The sequence below is a fragment of the Niallia sp. FSL R7-0271 genome (assembly GCF_038005785.1).
GTDB lineage: Bacteria > Bacillota > Bacilli > Bacillales > Cytobacillaceae > Niallia.
Window position 1 is genome coordinate 959,205 of record NZ_JBBOTZ010000002.1, and the last position, 15,977, is coordinate 975,181.

15 protein-coding genes and 1 pseudogene are annotated in these 15,977 nt (G+C 39.5%); 1 reads left to right on the forward strand and 15 read right to left on the reverse strand.

Annotation, left to right across the window (positions count from 1 at the left end; genetic code table 11):
- Positions 1–174 precede the first annotated feature (174 nt).
- From phoU to MKX82_RS24850, 6 genes are all read right to left on the reverse strand, one after another.
- On the reverse strand, positions 175–834 hold the full coding sequence (gene phoU / locus MKX82_RS24825) for a phosphate signaling complex protein PhoU (protein WP_233315264.1): 660 nt from the start codon (positions 832–834) through the stop codon (positions 175–177).
- Positions 835–847: 13 nt separating this feature from the next.
- Positions 848–1,621 (reverse strand): phosphate ABC transporter ATP-binding protein PstB, encoded by a 774-nt coding sequence (gene pstB, locus MKX82_RS24830; RefSeq protein WP_341080865.1) that lies wholly within the window; start codon positions 1,619–1,621, stop codon positions 848–850.
- Positions 1,622–1,633: 12 nt separating this feature from the next.
- Positions 1,634–2,392 carry a phosphate ABC transporter ATP-binding protein PstB gene (gene pstB / locus MKX82_RS24835; RefSeq protein WP_233315262.1) on the reverse strand — a complete coding sequence of 253 codons (759 nt, stop codon included), beginning with the start codon at positions 2,390–2,392 and terminating at the stop codon, positions 1,634–1,636.
- 16 nt (positions 2,393–2,408) lie between these two features.
- Entirely contained in the window at positions 2,409–3,296 is an 888-nt protein-coding gene (pstA, locus tag MKX82_RS24840; RefSeq protein WP_341080866.1) for a phosphate ABC transporter permease PstA, read from the reverse strand.
- On the reverse strand, positions 3,296–4,219 hold the full coding sequence (pstC, locus tag MKX82_RS24845) for a phosphate ABC transporter permease subunit PstC (protein ID WP_233315260.1): 924 nt from the start codon (positions 4,217–4,219) through the stop codon (positions 3,296–3,298). Before pstC ends, pstA begins: the two co-directional genes overlap by 1 nt.
- A 68-nt stretch (positions 4,220–4,287) precedes the next feature.
- Positions 4,288–5,178, reverse strand: coding sequence for a phosphate ABC transporter substrate-binding protein (locus tag MKX82_RS24850; protein WP_233315259.1), 891 nt, complete (start codon positions 5,176–5,178; stop codon positions 4,288–4,290).
- 390 nt (positions 5,179–5,568) lie between these two features.
- On the opposite strand from MKX82_RS24850, the gene MKX82_RS24855 reads away from it, so the two are divergent.
- A complete protein-coding gene (locus tag MKX82_RS24855; protein WP_341080867.1) occupies positions 5,569–6,519 on the forward strand; it encodes a site-specific integrase in 951 nt (316 codons plus the stop codon).
- A gap of 89 nt (positions 6,520–6,608) precedes the next feature.
- On the opposite strand, the pseudogene MKX82_RS24860 reads toward MKX82_RS24855, so the two are convergent.
- The 9 genes and pseudogenes from MKX82_RS24860 to MKX82_RS24900 all read right to left on the reverse strand — a co-directional run bounded on the left by MKX82_RS24860 (position 6,609) and on the right by MKX82_RS24900 (position 15,975).
- Positions 6,609–7,530 (reverse strand): annotated as a pseudogene (locus tag MKX82_RS24860) (family 1 glycosylhydrolase).
- Between the two features lie 687 nt (positions 7,531–8,217).
- Positions 8,218–9,342 carry an o-succinylbenzoate synthase gene (gene menC / locus MKX82_RS24865; RefSeq protein WP_233315257.1) on the reverse strand — a complete coding sequence of 375 codons (1,125 nt, stop codon included), beginning with the start codon at positions 9,340–9,342 and terminating at the stop codon, positions 8,218–8,220.
- Between the two features lie 13 nt (positions 9,343–9,355).
- Positions 9,356–9,982 (reverse strand): GntR family transcriptional regulator, encoded by a 627-nt coding sequence (locus MKX82_RS24870; protein WP_341080869.1) that lies wholly within the window; start codon positions 9,980–9,982, stop codon positions 9,356–9,358.
- Positions 9,972–11,216 carry an MFS transporter gene (locus tag MKX82_RS24875; RefSeq protein ID WP_341080870.1) on the reverse strand — a complete coding sequence of 415 codons (1,245 nt, stop codon included), beginning with the start codon at positions 11,214–11,216 and terminating at the stop codon, positions 9,972–9,974. Before MKX82_RS24875 ends, MKX82_RS24870 begins: the two co-directional genes overlap by 11 nt.
- Positions 11,188–12,582 (reverse strand): M20/M25/M40 family metallo-hydrolase, encoded by a 1,395-nt coding sequence (locus MKX82_RS24880; RefSeq protein WP_341080871.1) that lies wholly within the window; start codon positions 12,580–12,582, stop codon positions 11,188–11,190. Before MKX82_RS24880 ends, MKX82_RS24875 begins: the two co-directional genes overlap by 29 nt.
- Before the next feature lie 459 nt (positions 12,583–13,041).
- Positions 13,042–13,293 (reverse strand): ribonuclease toxin immunity protein CdiI, encoded by a 252-nt coding sequence (cdiI, locus tag MKX82_RS24885; RefSeq protein ID WP_233315253.1) that lies wholly within the window; start codon positions 13,291–13,293, stop codon positions 13,042–13,044.
- Positions 13,294–13,404: 111 nt separating this feature from the next.
- Complete coding sequence (locus MKX82_RS24890) at positions 13,405–14,019, reverse strand: malonate decarboxylase holo-ACP synthase (protein WP_341080873.1); 615 nt, start codon at positions 14,017–14,019, stop codon at positions 13,405–13,407.
- Positions 14,013–15,686, reverse strand: a complete 1,674-nt coding sequence (mdcD, locus tag MKX82_RS24895; protein ID WP_341080875.1) for a biotin-independent malonate decarboxylase subunit beta — start codon at positions 15,684–15,686, stop codon at positions 14,013–14,015. Before mdcD ends, MKX82_RS24890 begins: the two co-directional genes overlap by 7 nt.
- Positions 15,676–15,975 carry a malonate decarboxylase subunit delta gene (locus MKX82_RS24900; protein WP_341080877.1) on the reverse strand — a complete coding sequence of 100 codons (300 nt, stop codon included), beginning with the start codon at positions 15,973–15,975 and terminating at the stop codon, positions 15,676–15,678. The genes mdcD and MKX82_RS24900 overlap by 11 nt, the downstream gene beginning before the upstream one ends.
- Between the last annotated feature and the right edge of the window lie 2 nt (positions 15,976–15,977).

Genomic DNA, 15,977 nt, shown 5'->3' on the forward strand with positions numbered 1-15,977 from the left:
AGGATAAGGTTTTTTCTATTACAGCCATTTATTTTAAGTTTTAACAAAATCCGGACATACTTTTGACATATTTATGCTCTACAATATGATTAAGTTGCCGCATCCCCCACCTCACACACTAACAATGCTGCGGTAATCAAAAACAGGAGCGGATTCTATCCTGCTCCTGTTTTTTTATGCATTTAAATCATAGCGCTTTCCAGTAACTAAATAAATAACATGCTCCGCAATATTGGTTGAATGGTCTGCTACTCTTTCAATGTATCTGCACACAAAGGCAAGCTGTGTTATCTGGTTTGTATTATCAGGATTTTGCTTGAGATAGCCCATTAACTCTTTAACAAGCATGCCATACATTTCATCCACTTTATCGTCCTCTTGTGCACATTGTCTTGCTAGAGCAACATCCTCCTGCAAAAAGGACTGTAAGGAATCGCTAAGCATTTTCAATGCCATATCCATCATCTTTGGGATATCGACTATTTCCTTAATCAGTTTTTCGTTGCCGATATGCAATGTTGATTTTGCGATATTCACTGCATTATCTGCAATGCGCTCCACTTCAGAAGATATTTTCAAAGCAACAATAATTTTGCGCAAGTCTCTTGCAACAGGTGCTTCCATCGCAATTAAAGATATGGCTTTATCATTAATATCATTTTCTAAATCATCAATTGCTGTGTCTCGGTCAATAATTTGTTTCGCTTGTTCCAAATCTTGCTTAATAAGTACTTGGATGCTGTCCTGGATGGAAACCTCCGAAAGGCGGGCCATTTCCATCAGCATATCCTTTAATTGATTCAAGTTACTATCGAAGTTTGATCTTATATTCATGAGCTCACTCCCATTATCCAAATCTTCCTGAGATATAGCCTTCTGTCCGTTCATCGGAAGGATTCGAGAATATCTTCTGCGTATTATCCAGCTCAATAAGCTGACCCATTAAAAAGAAGGCGGTTTTATCTGATACCCTTGAAGCCTGCTGCATATTATGGGTAACAATGACAATTGTGTATTTTTCCTTTAATTTTAAAATTAATTCCTCAATCTTTAAGGTTGAAATCGGGTCTAATGCAGACGTCGGTTCATCCATCAACAGTACATCTGGCTTTGTTGCAAGCGCTCTTGCGATACATAACCGTTGCTGCTGTCCTCCTGACAAGCCAAGAGCTGGACCGTTCAAACGATCCTTCACCTCATCCCATAAAGCAACATCCTTCAGGGAGTTTTCCACAATGTTATTGAGTTCTTCTTTCTTCTTGATGCCGTGTATTCTAGGTCCATAAGCAACATTGTCAAAGATCGATTGAGGAAATGGATTACCCTTTTGGAATACCATTCCTACCTTCTTTCGTAATTCAACAAGATCCAGTCTGTCACTTAAAATATTTTGTTTGTCAAAGTTGATCTCTCCTGCCATCCTTACATTCGGCACATATTTGATCATTAAGTTCAATGTTTTGATGAACGTCGACTTCCCGCAGCCGGAAGGACCGATGATCGCGGTAACCTCCTTTTCATTAATAGGAAAGTTGATTTCCTTTAATGCATGATGGTCACCATACCATAAATTGAGATCGACACAATCGAAAATCGCCTTCGTACTAATATCTGTAGACAATTCTTTTCCTCCTTATCCGAACCGGCCGGAAATATATTCTTCCGTCTTCTGATTAGAAGGCGCCGTGAATATCGTTTCCGTCACATCGTATTCAATTAAATCACCAGAGAAAAAGAAGGCGGTTTTATCCGAAATACGTGATGCCTGTGACATATTATGGGTCACAATGATAATGGTATAATCCTTCTTCAGCTCTAATATTAATTCTTCTACCTTCGCATTAGAAATCGGATCTAGTGCAGAGGACGGTTCATCAAGGAGCATCACAGTTGGTTTCATGGCTATGGTTCTCGCAATACAAAGCCGCTGCTGCTGACCACCAGATAAAGATAAAGCTGATTTATGAAGCCTGTCCTTTACTTCCTCCCATAGGGCGGCTTTCGTTAAGCTTTCTTCTACAATGCGATCAAGCTCTGCTTTCTTCCTTACTCCATTATATTTCAAAGCGTGCGTAATATTATCATAAATTGATTTCGGAAATGGATTAGGCTTTTGAAAAACCATCCCGATTTCCTTTCGTAATGCAACGACATTTATATCGTCTGATAATAAATTAATGTCCTCGTACAGTATCTCTCCTTGTGCCCTCGCACCTGGAATAAGATCATTCATTCTGTTAACTGTCCGTAAAAACGTTGATTTTCCACAGCCGGAAGGACCAATTAGCGCTGTGATGGAATTCTTTTCAATCTGCATAGAAATCCCGTTAACTGCCCGCTTATCTCCATAAAAAAATTCGAGATTTTTTACATCTAAAATAGGTGTGCTCATTTTTTTCACCAGCCTTCTATTTCGTTGCCGTGATTTTTTTATGAATAAGTGTTCCAATCAGTCTTGCTAATAAGTTGAAAATTAAGACTGCCAAAATTAAAACCGCAGATGCGCCATTAGAAACTTGTTCAATGTCTGGAATTAAGCCTTGTGTATTAACAGACCAAATGTGGACAGCCAGTGTCTCGGCAGGCCGGAAGATATTCAGCGGTGATCTGTCAGAAAACGGATTCCAATCAAGATAATTTAACCTTGGTGTGGAAAGTCCTGCTGTAAACAGCAAGGCGGCAGCTTCGCCAAAGACACGCCCTGATGCAAGAATCGCACCAGTCAGAATCGAAGGAAACGCACTAGGCAGAATAACTGTTTTAATCGTATGCCAATGGGTAATACCAAGAGCAAGACTTCCTTCCTTCAGTTCTCTTGGAACAGTTCGAATAGCATCTTCACTTACCCTGACTAGAACAGGAAGATTAAAAACGGTAAGCGCCAAAGCTCCCCCTAATATTGTGTATCCCCAGCCAGTCAAGTTCACAAACATTAATAAACCAAACATTCCAATAACAATGGATGGGAGAGATGATAATACTTCAATACAAGAGCGAATTATATCTGTTACTTTTCCAGGTCGGGCGTATTCTGCCATAAATATTCCGCCGCCAATTCCAAGAGGAAGAGAAATTATCATGGTAATTACAAGAATATATAAAGAATTAAAAAGCTGGTCCCTAACCCCGCCGCCAGCACGAACATTACTAGAAGGCGATGTTAGAAAATCAAGGGAAACATAACGTAAACCATTAAATAAAATATAAGCAAACAATCCAACTAATATACATACTATGATGGTGGCAATAGCAACTAATACAACTGTTGCAACACGGTCTGCTGTTTTACTGTTCATTACATTTTCCTCCTTGATGACACATAACGAATGAGGATAATAAAGATAAATGACATAATTAACAAAATCAGTCCCATCGACCAAAGTGTATTATTTTCCACACTGCCGTATGTTGTATGGCCCATATTCAACGTAATAATCGTTGTTAATGTTGCAGCTGCATCAAGAAAGCTAGATGGCAAATCCTTTACATTTCCAATTACCATTTGCACAGCTAATGCTTCACCAAATGCACGTGCCATCCCTAAAATCACTGCTGTAAGCAAAGTTGGCAGTGCTGCTGGAATAAGAACCTTCCATATTGTCTGCCACCGAGTAGCTCCGAGTGCAAATGAACCTTCCCGTAAATTATTAGGTAAAGAACTCATTGCATCTGTAGCAATACTTGTAATTGTAGGCAATATCATAATGGAGAGTACAATTGTTCCCGCAAGTAAACTAAAACCGAGACCACCGATATTATCTCTAATAAACGGCACTAATACGGATAATCCAATAAATCCATACACAACAGATGGAATCCCAACAAGCAGTTCAATGACAGGCTGAATTATCTTTTTCCCCCAAGAAGGAGCAATTTCTGTCATGAAAATAGCAGCTCCTATACCGAGTGGCGCTGCGACAAGTGCAGACAGAAAAGTGACCGCAAAGGAGCCAAAAATAAATGGAAATGCCCCGAATTTTGGATTGGCTTTATTCGTTGGATTCCAATCAGTGCTTGTCAAAAACTCGAGCGGGCTAATTCCGTTTTTAATAAATGATTGCAGTCCTTTTACTCCAAGGAAAATCGTAATAGAAATCGTCACAGCAATCATAATGATTGCACATAATGTCACGAGAATTTTCCCGCGGAACTCATTGCCTACTCCTGTTTTTGCTGATTTCAATAATCTGTCTTTTGCAGGAATCGTTTTTTCTCTCATGCTAAAAAACCTCCCCTTATGGCTTAACAGGGTAAATGCATATAAAAGCATCTACCCCGTTCAATTTTTTAAAGATCCTTCAGATTACCCTCAGCATCTCTTTCTACCTTCATTTCTGTTACAGGTAAATATCCTTGCTCTTTCAGCAATGTGCTTTGAATGTCTTCTGACATCACATAATCAAGAAATGATTTTGTTAAGCCTTTTGGTTCCCCTTTCGTGTAGGAATGCTGATAGGCCCAGATTGGGAATGTTCCATTTTGCACATTTTCTTCTTTTGCCTCAACTCCATCAACAGACAGTGCTGTTATAGAATCATCTGTAAAATAGGAGAAAGCAAGATAACCTACTGCACCTTCTGTTTCCGTTAAGATTTTCTTCACTGTATTAGACGAGTCCTCTGTTATCCCTTCTGCAGGTGTTGCATCATCGAGACCAAATTTATTAAAGACTGCACGAGTTCCAGAAGAATCAGGACGATTCACGAGGACGATTTTTTGGTCTTTACCGCCAACATCCTTCCAGTTTGTAATTTTACCTGTGAAAACCTTAATTAAATCCTCTTTCGAAATATCTGTAATTCCTACATTCGGATTAACGGCAGCGGTGATACCGACAACTGCTACTTTATGATCCACTAGCTCATCAGCCTTAATGCCTTCTTTTTCTTCTGCATACACATCAGAGTTACCAATATCAACAGAACCTTCAGATACTTGAGATAATCCCGTACCAGAGCCACCTGCGTTTACTTGGACATCTGCATTTGGATTTTCAGCCATGAACTCTTCTGCCGCTGCAGCAATTAACGGCTGCATAGCAGAGGAACCAGAAACAACTAAGGAACCAGAATTTTCGTCACCGTTATCTGCATTTTCATTACCGCCACCGCATCCTGCAGCGATGACCATTAATGCAAAAATCATTAATACATAACCAAACCTTTTAAAGCTCTTCATTAATAGCCCTCCAAAATAAAATATTTAAATATTTTCACTACCGGCATGATTGCTTCTAGTAGAAAGGAATATTTTTTCTAACTTAGTATGTGTTACAAGATAATTAGTTATTAATGCGAGGATTAAAAATATCGCATACAATCGCAGTCATTTTATACCAAATATTAGGAATGCAGAGATTCGCTCTCTGACGAAATTAACTTTCCTTTAATGGATAACCATTCACCTAATTTCCTTGTAGAGCTCCTCAGAAACATTCTGTTTTATGGAAAAAACAATGGCTAAATAAGAAATTTTTACTTAAAAATGGCTTAAATACTTCTCATTTAAGCTGACTTCCGATAATATATAGTTATCGGAAGTCAAGAAAAGCAGTTAGGAGAGGAACAAATGCTCGTTCCAGATCATAAAAATACCCCTGCATTTACAAAGCAGCAAATGGACAAAATAAACTATTATATCTCCCACTCGAAAAGCAATAATACGAAAAAAAGCTATTATGCAGATTGGAAGCATTTCACCGATTGGTGTGCCTTACATAATGTCTCCCCCCTCCCTGCCGAAGTGGAAACAATTTGCTTCTATTTAACAGAGCTGGCGGAATCACATAAATTCTCGACATTAAGAAGACGAATTGCATCTATCAGTGAAGCACATAAAATGAGCATGCATGTCAGTCCCACGAAAAGCTTAGAAGTGATTGCATTGATGGATGGGATACGAAGAGAAAAAGGATCACGGCAAAGACCGAAGAAAGCATTGATGCTCCAAAACCTGCCTGATTTAATAAGTGAGATAGATACTGCCACCTTAGCAGGAGTCCGCGACAAAGCAATTATCTTATTAGGCTTTGCCCTTGCCAGCAGAAGGTCAGAGTTAGTGGCGATTAATGTCGATGATTTGGAATTTCATGATTTCGGCATGGACGTTAGTGTCCGTGACATGAAAACAAGAAATGATGATTTAATTAAAGGGGTTGTGTTTTCCAATAATGAATATTGCCCTGTCAAAGCAACAGAGGCTTGGATCGAAACAGCAAAGCTTTTCAACGGCGCGTTGTTCCGCTCCATTGATCGCCATGGCAATATAAATGGAAGACTTAGTGATAAGTCAATTTCCTTAATCATTAAAAAGTATGTCGCCTTAGCCGGTATGGACCCAAGACAGTTTGGCGGACACAGCTTGCGAAGCGGCTTATCGACAAGTGCGGCGATGATGGGAATGACCGATATTGCGATCATGAAACAGACTGGCCATAAGACGAGAGAAATGGTCGATCGGTATGTACAGGCAGGGCAAAGATATCGTAATAATGCGAGTAGTGTGCTGCGAAATTTGTGAGGGTATATATAATGGAAGAAACTCGGATCTTTCCGGCGGATTTTTCATAAAAAAAGAGAAATTGAGTGGGCTCAATTTCTCTTTTAGTGTTACAATTCTGCACCGTTCGTCTTTATAACCCTCTTATACCAATAAAAGGAGTCCTTTTTAATTCTGTCATAAGAACCGTTTCCTAAATCATCTGCATCAACATAGATAAGCCGTAACGTTTTGACATTTGTGAGGTAGACGCACTTACGATATCAATACAGCCCCATGATGTATAGCCCAGCATTTCGACTCCTTCCTTGCAGGCGAGGTTCATTTGCTCAAAATGCTTTCGACAAATAGAAGGTGCAATGCTTGATAGATTGCTGCCTCTGCGTCTTTTTTACTCGCATACTTTTCTTCTACCACACCAACTGTTGTAAATGGATGTCTAAAAACACTGTCAATTTCATTAAAGGTTAGCCAATACTTAACATACTCTCCAAAGTGTTTAAAGCATACCTTCGAATAGGTAACAAACATATCTACTACCTCACGGGAAACCCAGCCATCATAATGATTAACTAGATAGAGTGTCATCTCGTAATGAGACAGGGTAACAAGTGGTTCAATATTTCTTCTGCGCATTTCTTTAAAAAGACGTACATAGTAATCAATAGGCGCTTGAATCGGCTCTTCTTCTGTACCTGTTGGAAAAAGCCTCGTCCAAGCAATAGGTACTCGCAAACATTTCATGCCCATTTCTTCCATTAATGCTAAATCCTCTTCATAGCGATGATAAAAGTCAATGCCGTGTCTTTTCGGATAATAAACAGGACCATCTGTTTGCATGGCCTCTTCTATTTGTTCTGGACTAACATGCCACTGACTGACATAATCGCTATTATCTATATTCGTCTTATACATTGCCACATCTGCCACAGACATTGCCTTACCGTCCTTATCCCAAGCACCTTCTGCTTGGTTTGCTGCAATCGCTCCACCCCATAAAAATCCCTTTGGAAAATAGCTTTTCTCTGTCATTTAAATCTCCACCTTTTCATCTGCTGTTGGAAGCTCAATACTAGCACCAGCTGATATACTTCCCACACCAAACAGATATTCAGACACATGCAGTGCTGTATCAGATTATTATGGATATATTGGTTAGTAGATTTCGATATTATCGTAAGTTGGAAAATGAACAATAAATAAGTCTTATCTGTAATAAAAGAAGAACCAATTAACTGTGTACCAGCTAATTGGTTCTTTAAGATATTCGGAATGAAAATCTTTCATCCTTCAACTGTGTATTTATATCATGTATAGGATGTACAAAGGCTGTGTCAAAGTGATGAGGAATAGGAGTAAAATATGTATAGAAAGCAGCCCCTCTCTTCTCTTCAAAAAGAGCGGCTACTTAATGAAAGGAAGCGAACCAAGTGGATTTGCCATACAAAAGGCGAATTGTATTTTTTGAACAGCATGTCCTCCATGCAATTCCCTAACATCATATGTAGACAACCTGGTTTGGTGCACAATATTAAATCAAAATTTCAGGAGACTTTTTTCTTGTGCTGATAAGTGTCAAATTAACTGGATAAGAACATGATAACGCTCACATTCTGTCTTTTTATTTTCAAAACGCTTGCCAAAAAACCAAATGACCTTAGCTTGAGCTAAGGTCATTGTTCTACATTGGTGATAACAGTTCAGTTTGAACTTTTTTTATTAGACAGCTACACTCTCATTCACAACCACTTTCTTTTCAACAGTAAACTGATCTAGTGCGTAATCATCAATATCATAACCAAGTCCTGCTTGTTGTGGGACATCTACATAGGTGCCGTTTAATTCAATCGCTGGGTTAATGATATCTTGGTTGTAATAACGAGATGATGCTGCGATGTCATTCGGCAGTGTGAAGCCTGATAATGTTGCCGCAGCGATGTTATGGGCACGTGCGATACCTGAATCTACCATGCCGCCGCACCATACTGGAATACCGTGGGACTCACAAAGTGCTTGGATTTTTTTCGCTTCTGTCAACCCGCCAACACGGCCTACTTTAATGTTGATGATACCGCAGCTTCCTAGTTCGATAGCTTTTCGTGCATCTTCAACTGTGTTGATGCTTTCATCAAGACAGATTTTTGTATTGATTTGTGCTTGTAGTGTTGCATGGTCCACGATATCGTCATGATCAAGCGGCTGTTCGATCATGATTAAATCGAGTTTATCTAGCTCTTTGAATACCTCGATATCATCTAGTGTGTAAGCAGAGTTAGCGTCTGCCATCAGCATAATGTCGCTGAATTCTTCTCGAACAGCTTTCATAATTTCAACATCTTTGCCTGGTTTGATTTTAATTTTAACTCGTCTGTAGCCTTCATCTAAATAGCCTTGCACTACTTTAACCATCGTAGCAGCATCCTTTTGAATACCGATGCTGACCCCTGTTTCTACTTGTGATTTTGTTCCGCCAAGGAGCTGGTAAACTGGTTTGTTTTCGATTTTTGCATACAGATCCCAAAGCGCACAGTTAATAGATGATTTTGCTAAGTTATTTTTACGGATATGTTCAAAGATAGTGCTTGTTTCGTCAGGATGGGCAATATCTCCTTCTTTTAGCAATAATGGAATTAAGCAATCTTGTAATGCTGCCCAACAGCCATTTACAAACTCTTCGTTGTATAAAGGGAATTCAAATGCTGAGCATTCTCCATAACCAATTTTCCCTTCGCCATGAATCTCAACAATGATGCATTTTTTTGCAGTCATTGCAGCAAAGCTTGTTTCGAATGGTGCTTTTAACGGGATGTCTACTTTTCTTAACACAATTTTATCAATTTTCATGGTCATACACTCCTTAAGATTGTTTTTTTAAATAGTCTTTTAAGTTTGTTAATACGCGATTATTGTGCGTCAACAAGATGTCTTGCAGCTCGTCAAACTTGCCTTGTTGTATCAAATCAAGCATCTTTTCATGCTCCGAAATGGAGAGATTGATGCGATTTTCAAATGTAAAGTTAAGATTTTGGAACATTAACAACGGATATTTCAGCTTCAAGTAGAATTCTTGGAGAACATCACTATTGCTTAAACAAATCATATGATAGTGAAAGTTAAAGTTCATTAACGTATAGTCCACTTGATTTTTGACATTTTTCATTTGCTTTAATTCTTCTTGTAAAGAGTTGAATGAATAATCAGAAATATCAACTTGGTTTAAGCGGCGTATCGCCATTTGTTCGAGATTGTTTCTGATTTCAAAAATATCGTAAACATCTTGCGTCGAGAATTCTTTGACAAAGCTGCCTTTCCGCGGCTTTTTAACAGCAATTCCTTCCTGCTCGAGCCGGTATAATGCTTCTCTTACAGGCGAACGGCTGACAGAGAATTTTTCCGCATAATCACTTTCTCGAATACGGCTTCCTTGGGGCAATTCACCATTAATGATTTGATTGACCATATAATTAAAAATCTCATTGGGCAATTGTTGGGTTTGCAGTAACATCCTCTTCTTCCTTTCTTTTAGGTACAGCACGTAATGTTAATGAAACGATAAAGGAGAGGGCAACAGCAGCTATCAAGAACATAAACGCCGCATTGTATGAACCATTAAATAAATCTATTAAGAATCCAATTGCAAGCGGTGCAACAAAACCAGCAATCTGTCCGCCGAAATTAACAATTCCAGAAGCGGAACCAAACTTATCGGGTAAGATGAAGCTTGCAAGTAAAGCAAAGATAGAGCCAAAAGCAATGGATTTAAAGAAATACACTAGTATTTGAAAGATGATAACAGATGTTAATGTTTTAGAAGAATACATTCCATAAATAAGAACAGCTGTTAAAACAGACACAATACTAAGCAAGTACTTTTCTTTTTGCTGGAAGAACTTCATCATAAGCCATCCGCTCATTGCTGCCCCTAGACCTGCAGCAATAAATGGGAGCGGTACGAGAATCGAGATTGCCTTTAAGTCAACACCGCGAACATTAAGCAAGTAAGTTGGCATCCAAGAATCTAGCCCTTTGTTGACGATACTGACACCGAAACAAATGATTACTAACTGCCAGATGATGGTGCTTTTTAATAGCTCTTTATAGCTTATTGAATTTTTAGCTTTAGCTTGCGTTGCGGCAGTAGTTTGCTTCATTGGGCGAAGCCAGAAGTAGTAAAAGACTGCAAATACGATACCGACAACTCCAATAATATAAAACGTGCTTCTCCAGCCGACAGCTAAGATTAATGGTGCAATAATCAGCGGTGCGATGGCACTTCCAACATAATTGGAAGACAGCATACCAGTTACTGCTTTTGGTCGCTGCGACTGTGGAAATACTTCAGACACTGCCTTCAAACTAGCTGTTGGATAAGCACCTTCACCAATACCGAAAAGGATACGAATAAACAATAAGGAAACTAATGACCAGGCCATACCTGTCATCGCAGTGAAGAGCGACCATAACAGGATTGCGATAAGTGCAACGATATTCGAACCAAACTTATCGGCTAACCAGCCGCCTGGAATTTGCATTAACGCATAGCTGAAGAAGAAAACACTGACAACTAAACCGAGCTGGGTTGCATCAAGGTTGAATTCTGCTCCAATATACGTTAAAGCAAGTGAAATAGCGGCCCTGTCGATATAACAAATACAATAGCCTATGTACACAAGTGTAAATACAAAATATTTAGATCGAGTTCCCTTTAACGTACTCATTCGCCTTCACTCCGCCTTCTATTATTTTAGAAATCTCCGAGATTATATGATAAGTAGATTTAATGCCACTTTCAAAATTAACAAGCTTCAAGTTTTCATTCGGCGCATGATTCGCTTGATCGAAGTTAGCGTAAGGCACAATAAGAACAGGAACATTTAAAATATCTGTCCACACATAGTTTGGCAACGTTCCCGGCATAACTGGTTCTAAAATAGGTTTAATGCCAAAGCCTTGTTCAAGTGCTGCTAAAACAGGTTTCACAAAAATGGAATCAATATTTGTATTGGACGGAGGAGTGGATACCATTTTTAAAACAGAAACACCTTCAAGCGGTTCAATCATTTTTTCGATATTTTGATAAATTTCATCAGGATTTTGCTTCCCGACGAGACGCATGTCTAACTTCAGCAAAGCTTTTGACGGTATAACCGTTTTTGCGCCTGCATCTACATAACCACTATGGATACCGGAAATGTTTAAGGTTGGTTCATACATTAATTTCGTGAAGTATTCTTCTTGGGAGAGAGTCAGGTTTGGTAATCCGATCTTAGCTGCTAATGTTTCACTATCATAAGGAATGCGGTTTAAAATTGCTTTTTCTTGTTCATTCGGTGCTTGTACGCCTTTATAGAAATCTTTAATTGCCACCTCGCCGTCATCGCCCTGCATCTGTGACAATAATTCAACTAACTTCCACGCCGGATTTTTAATGATATTGCCTGTGTTGCCGGAATGATTATCCTGGCTCGCAGATACAGCTTCAAGCTCCACATATAACATGCCGCGAACACCAAGACGAAGCACAGGTGCGCCGCTTTCATGACAAGAGCCGTCGATTGAAATGGCAAGATCAGATTGTAAGATTCCATCTTTATGCTCTTCCACAAATGCTGCAAGGTTAGCACTGCCTTGCTCTTCTTCCCCTTCAAACACAAATTTCACATGAAAAGGAAGCTGTTTATGTATTTCTAAATAAGCCTTAATCCCAAGTAATTGCGCCATTAGCTGACCTTTATTATCACCAACACCACGGCCATACAAGCGGCCATCTCTAATACTTGGTTCAAATGGAGGGCTGACCCATGCATCAATTGGGTCTGGTGCCATCACATCATAATGACCATACAATAAGACCGTAAAATCCTGCTCCCCTTTAATTTCACCAAACACGATCGGGTGTCCAGCCGTTTGAATGACCTGTGTCTTTGCTTGCAGACTTTCTAGCAGCTCAGACACTTTCAGAACCGTCTCCTGCATCCCTTCACCGCTAGAGCTAATACTTTTTTGTTTAACTAATGCGATAAGCTCATCTATATTCTTCGTTCTGTTAGAATCAACAAATTCTTGAATATTGGTAGTTGCCACACGAAAACCTCCTTCTTCATTGTCGATTGTCGACAATTTCTAATCAATAAGTTACTACCTAGGGAAGGAGAAGTCAATATATTTTCAGAAAATTATTTATATTAGATTTATTTATTATCAATGCTATTTTGAGATAAGGCTGGGAGGTTATTATTTTAAAATAGAAACTAAGTTTGCATGATTTTACAGAAAATGGAGAGATAAACAGTTTGTCCCACTTTTACCTAGTACAGAGTTTCTATAGTCTTACTTTATTGCTAATTCTTATTAATTTTTTGTCATTTTGGATGCGTAAAAATTACTGCATATATGAGAAATAACTATAATTAAAGGACTCGTAGGGCTATACCTACTTAGTCTATCCTTCAATATTAAATTTCCCTTTGATTTTCAGAAGATATTCCTTTACCTTTTCTCTATTCTTTAGGCGTTTTTGTAAATACTCTTCACAGTCTTCTTTTAGATATCGATAAAACGTTTGGTATCTTGGTCGACAGCAGGATAATCAATGAAATAAATAATACCTTCTTCACCGAAGTAATCTTCTTCCCATTCTTCGTAATAACTCGCAAAAACATATCGCGCGTATTCGTCTCCATATCCCCATTCTTTGGAATACTGTTCTAATATAGTTAAGAATTCCCCATTTCCCATATGTCCATAATAAAATTTAATTAGCTGTCTTTGTTCTGCTTCTGATAATTCTTTCATATCTGTATCACCTAATTCTTTAACAATAGACGGGAAAAAGTTCTTAATAATACCTGTTCTTCAACTACTTCCCCTCTTTTTCTATGATAAATTTTCATTTGAATCCCTCTATTACCAAGGGTTAGAAACCAATTCTGGTTCCTTTTGGGTACGTAAAATTATTTTGTCTGTTCGTTTGTTTATCCATTCTCGCAGTAAAAATGCGCCATTGTTTGTTTCTATTTGGATATCTGTGCGAATTGGTAAGCTATCTAATTTCTCTAGTACCTCTTCTGCCTCGGAGATATCAATTGGATTCGGTGCATGCACTACAATATCAAGATCGCTTGTGGCTTTTAATGCTGGGTATCCAGTTGCTATTTCGAAGCCTGCGCTCCCTGTTGGACCCCATTGCCAGTTGGCCATAATTTCCGCCACTTTATTGATACTTCTTAAAACAGGCAGTTCTCGTCTTTGTATATCAAGTGAATACCAGCTTTTTTGTTCTGCTAGCATGTATGGGGTAATAATCTCTTCTATTCCGTTGCGATGTAATAACGCTGCTTGCCGCTGATTACGTTGCTCCCCTCGGATACCTACAGGAATATAATCACTAGTTTGTTCCGCTCGGCGCACGACAACGAATGGGGCACGCCTTAACGAGGCAGTGACCCATTCGTTGTCTTCCTTCCATTGCAGCTGTGATAAATCAGAGACTTTTATTAAGTCATGTGGTTGAATTACCATTGCTGTCTCAACATTTCACGGACTTTAATCGTTGCAGCACGGCCGCCGTTTCTTGCTTCATCTGTTTGTAAACGGAAGCTTAAATCAGTCGCTGCATTCTTTGTGCTATTAATTGCTTCTGTTAAAGTTTGCTCTATTATTTCCATATCTTTTTCCGTTGGAGAATCTGCATCAATATTGGCAAGTAATTTATACAGCGGTCCTAATGATTGATAACTGCGAACATCATATGCCATTGAGGGCACGGATTTCGTTGCTTCTTCCAGCTGTTCAATTGTGCGTTTTGTTATTCTTGCTGCTGAAGCTTTTGACATTGCTTGAATGTTGATTTTGTCATTGTCAAATGCAATTAACCGGTTAGACTGTAAGCCATGAGCTAAAAACCCGCCAGAGATAGCATTGCCGACAATTAATCCAATAACAGGATGGCCCTTTTGCCGTGCTGTTGCATAAGCATCTGCGCTTGCTGCCAATGCTAGGCTGATACCAATCAGCTCTTCCTTATAGCCATACGCCTGACTTGGTACATCAATAATAGCGATAATAGGGCGTTTTGTTTCCTTGTCTGCATCTTGATGGATGACATCGCGTACTATTTGCGCAGCAGTCCAGCCCTCAAGCAGACCTACTTCCCCATTCCGAGCTCTAGGAAAATGATTATTAGCATCCGGTACAATTGCTATATAACGAGCAAGTTGGTCATTCTTAGTTACATCAGCAGCTAGAATGGATGGTGTTGCACTAGTCGGATGTGTGATACCTGTTAATGCAGAAAACCATTTATAGCCTCTTGATTGTGACATAGCACTAACACCTGCTGTTGCCATTGGCACAGACTGCTTCACTGCCTTATGCTGGTTGTAATACTCAGCATATCGTTTTGGATTACATTCTATTGCAGTATCCAATTCTTTTAATAAAGAAAGATGAAAGTCGACTTGTTCTGTTTTGGCCGATTTTTTTCCCGCTGAAAACGCCGTTTTAATAGCAGCGACAATCGACTCAACATCGTCCTCCACTACTTCCTCCAGCAATCCTGTTCTCTCCCGCTGACTAGCACCAATCGTATTCCAAATCAATGCTTTATCACTTGAATCAAATTCCATGACACCAGCTTCTTGTTCGATTACCTCGGGACCATTCAGACCTAACCGTGCTTTATTTGTTGCAAGCAATGTTGTACATAGTTCGGCGACAATGGACATGCCTCCGAAAGCGCCGACTCTCCCTGGAATTAGTCCAACAACAGGAACGTATTGACGTAAGGCTACAATCTGATTGCAGATTTCGGAAATGGACAATAATCCGTAATTCGCTTCCTGCAGACGGACGCCGCCTGTATCAAATAAGATAATTGGATAAACAGGGTTGCCTTGTTTATTCTCTTCAAGGGCCAATTCCAGTGCGCCAGCAATCTTCGCACCGCTCACTTCACCAATGCCGCCGCCTTGAAACGCACCTTCTAACGAAATAACGACAACATCCTTTTGATTAATTTGCCCACGAGCAACGATAACGCCATCATCACTTTGCGGAACAATTCCTTGTGGCTCTAAATGGGGTGACTGCATTTTATCGAGCGGTCCCAGCAGCTCGCGGAATGTACCTTTGTCCACTAATGCTAGTGCCCGCTCACGGCCATTTAATTCTACTAAACTATTCCGCAAAGCCGATCACCTCCAATGCTTGTGTAAGCCTTAACTGCACAACGCCTGGTGTTGCACCGAAATCATGGATTGTTATATTTGCGGTAATAGGGTAGCGATTGAAAAAACGTTCCAATACATTGCCCCATACTTCACCAAATCCATCACTGCCGGTGAGCACGCTGACTTCTGTTTTTGTTCCCTCTGCCGGCTCTAGAATGATTTCCAAATCTCCTGAACCGACAACACCTATATGTGCTGCAGTTTGAATCGGTTTAGAAGTTTCAAAGTGAAACTGTAGTTTTTCCATAG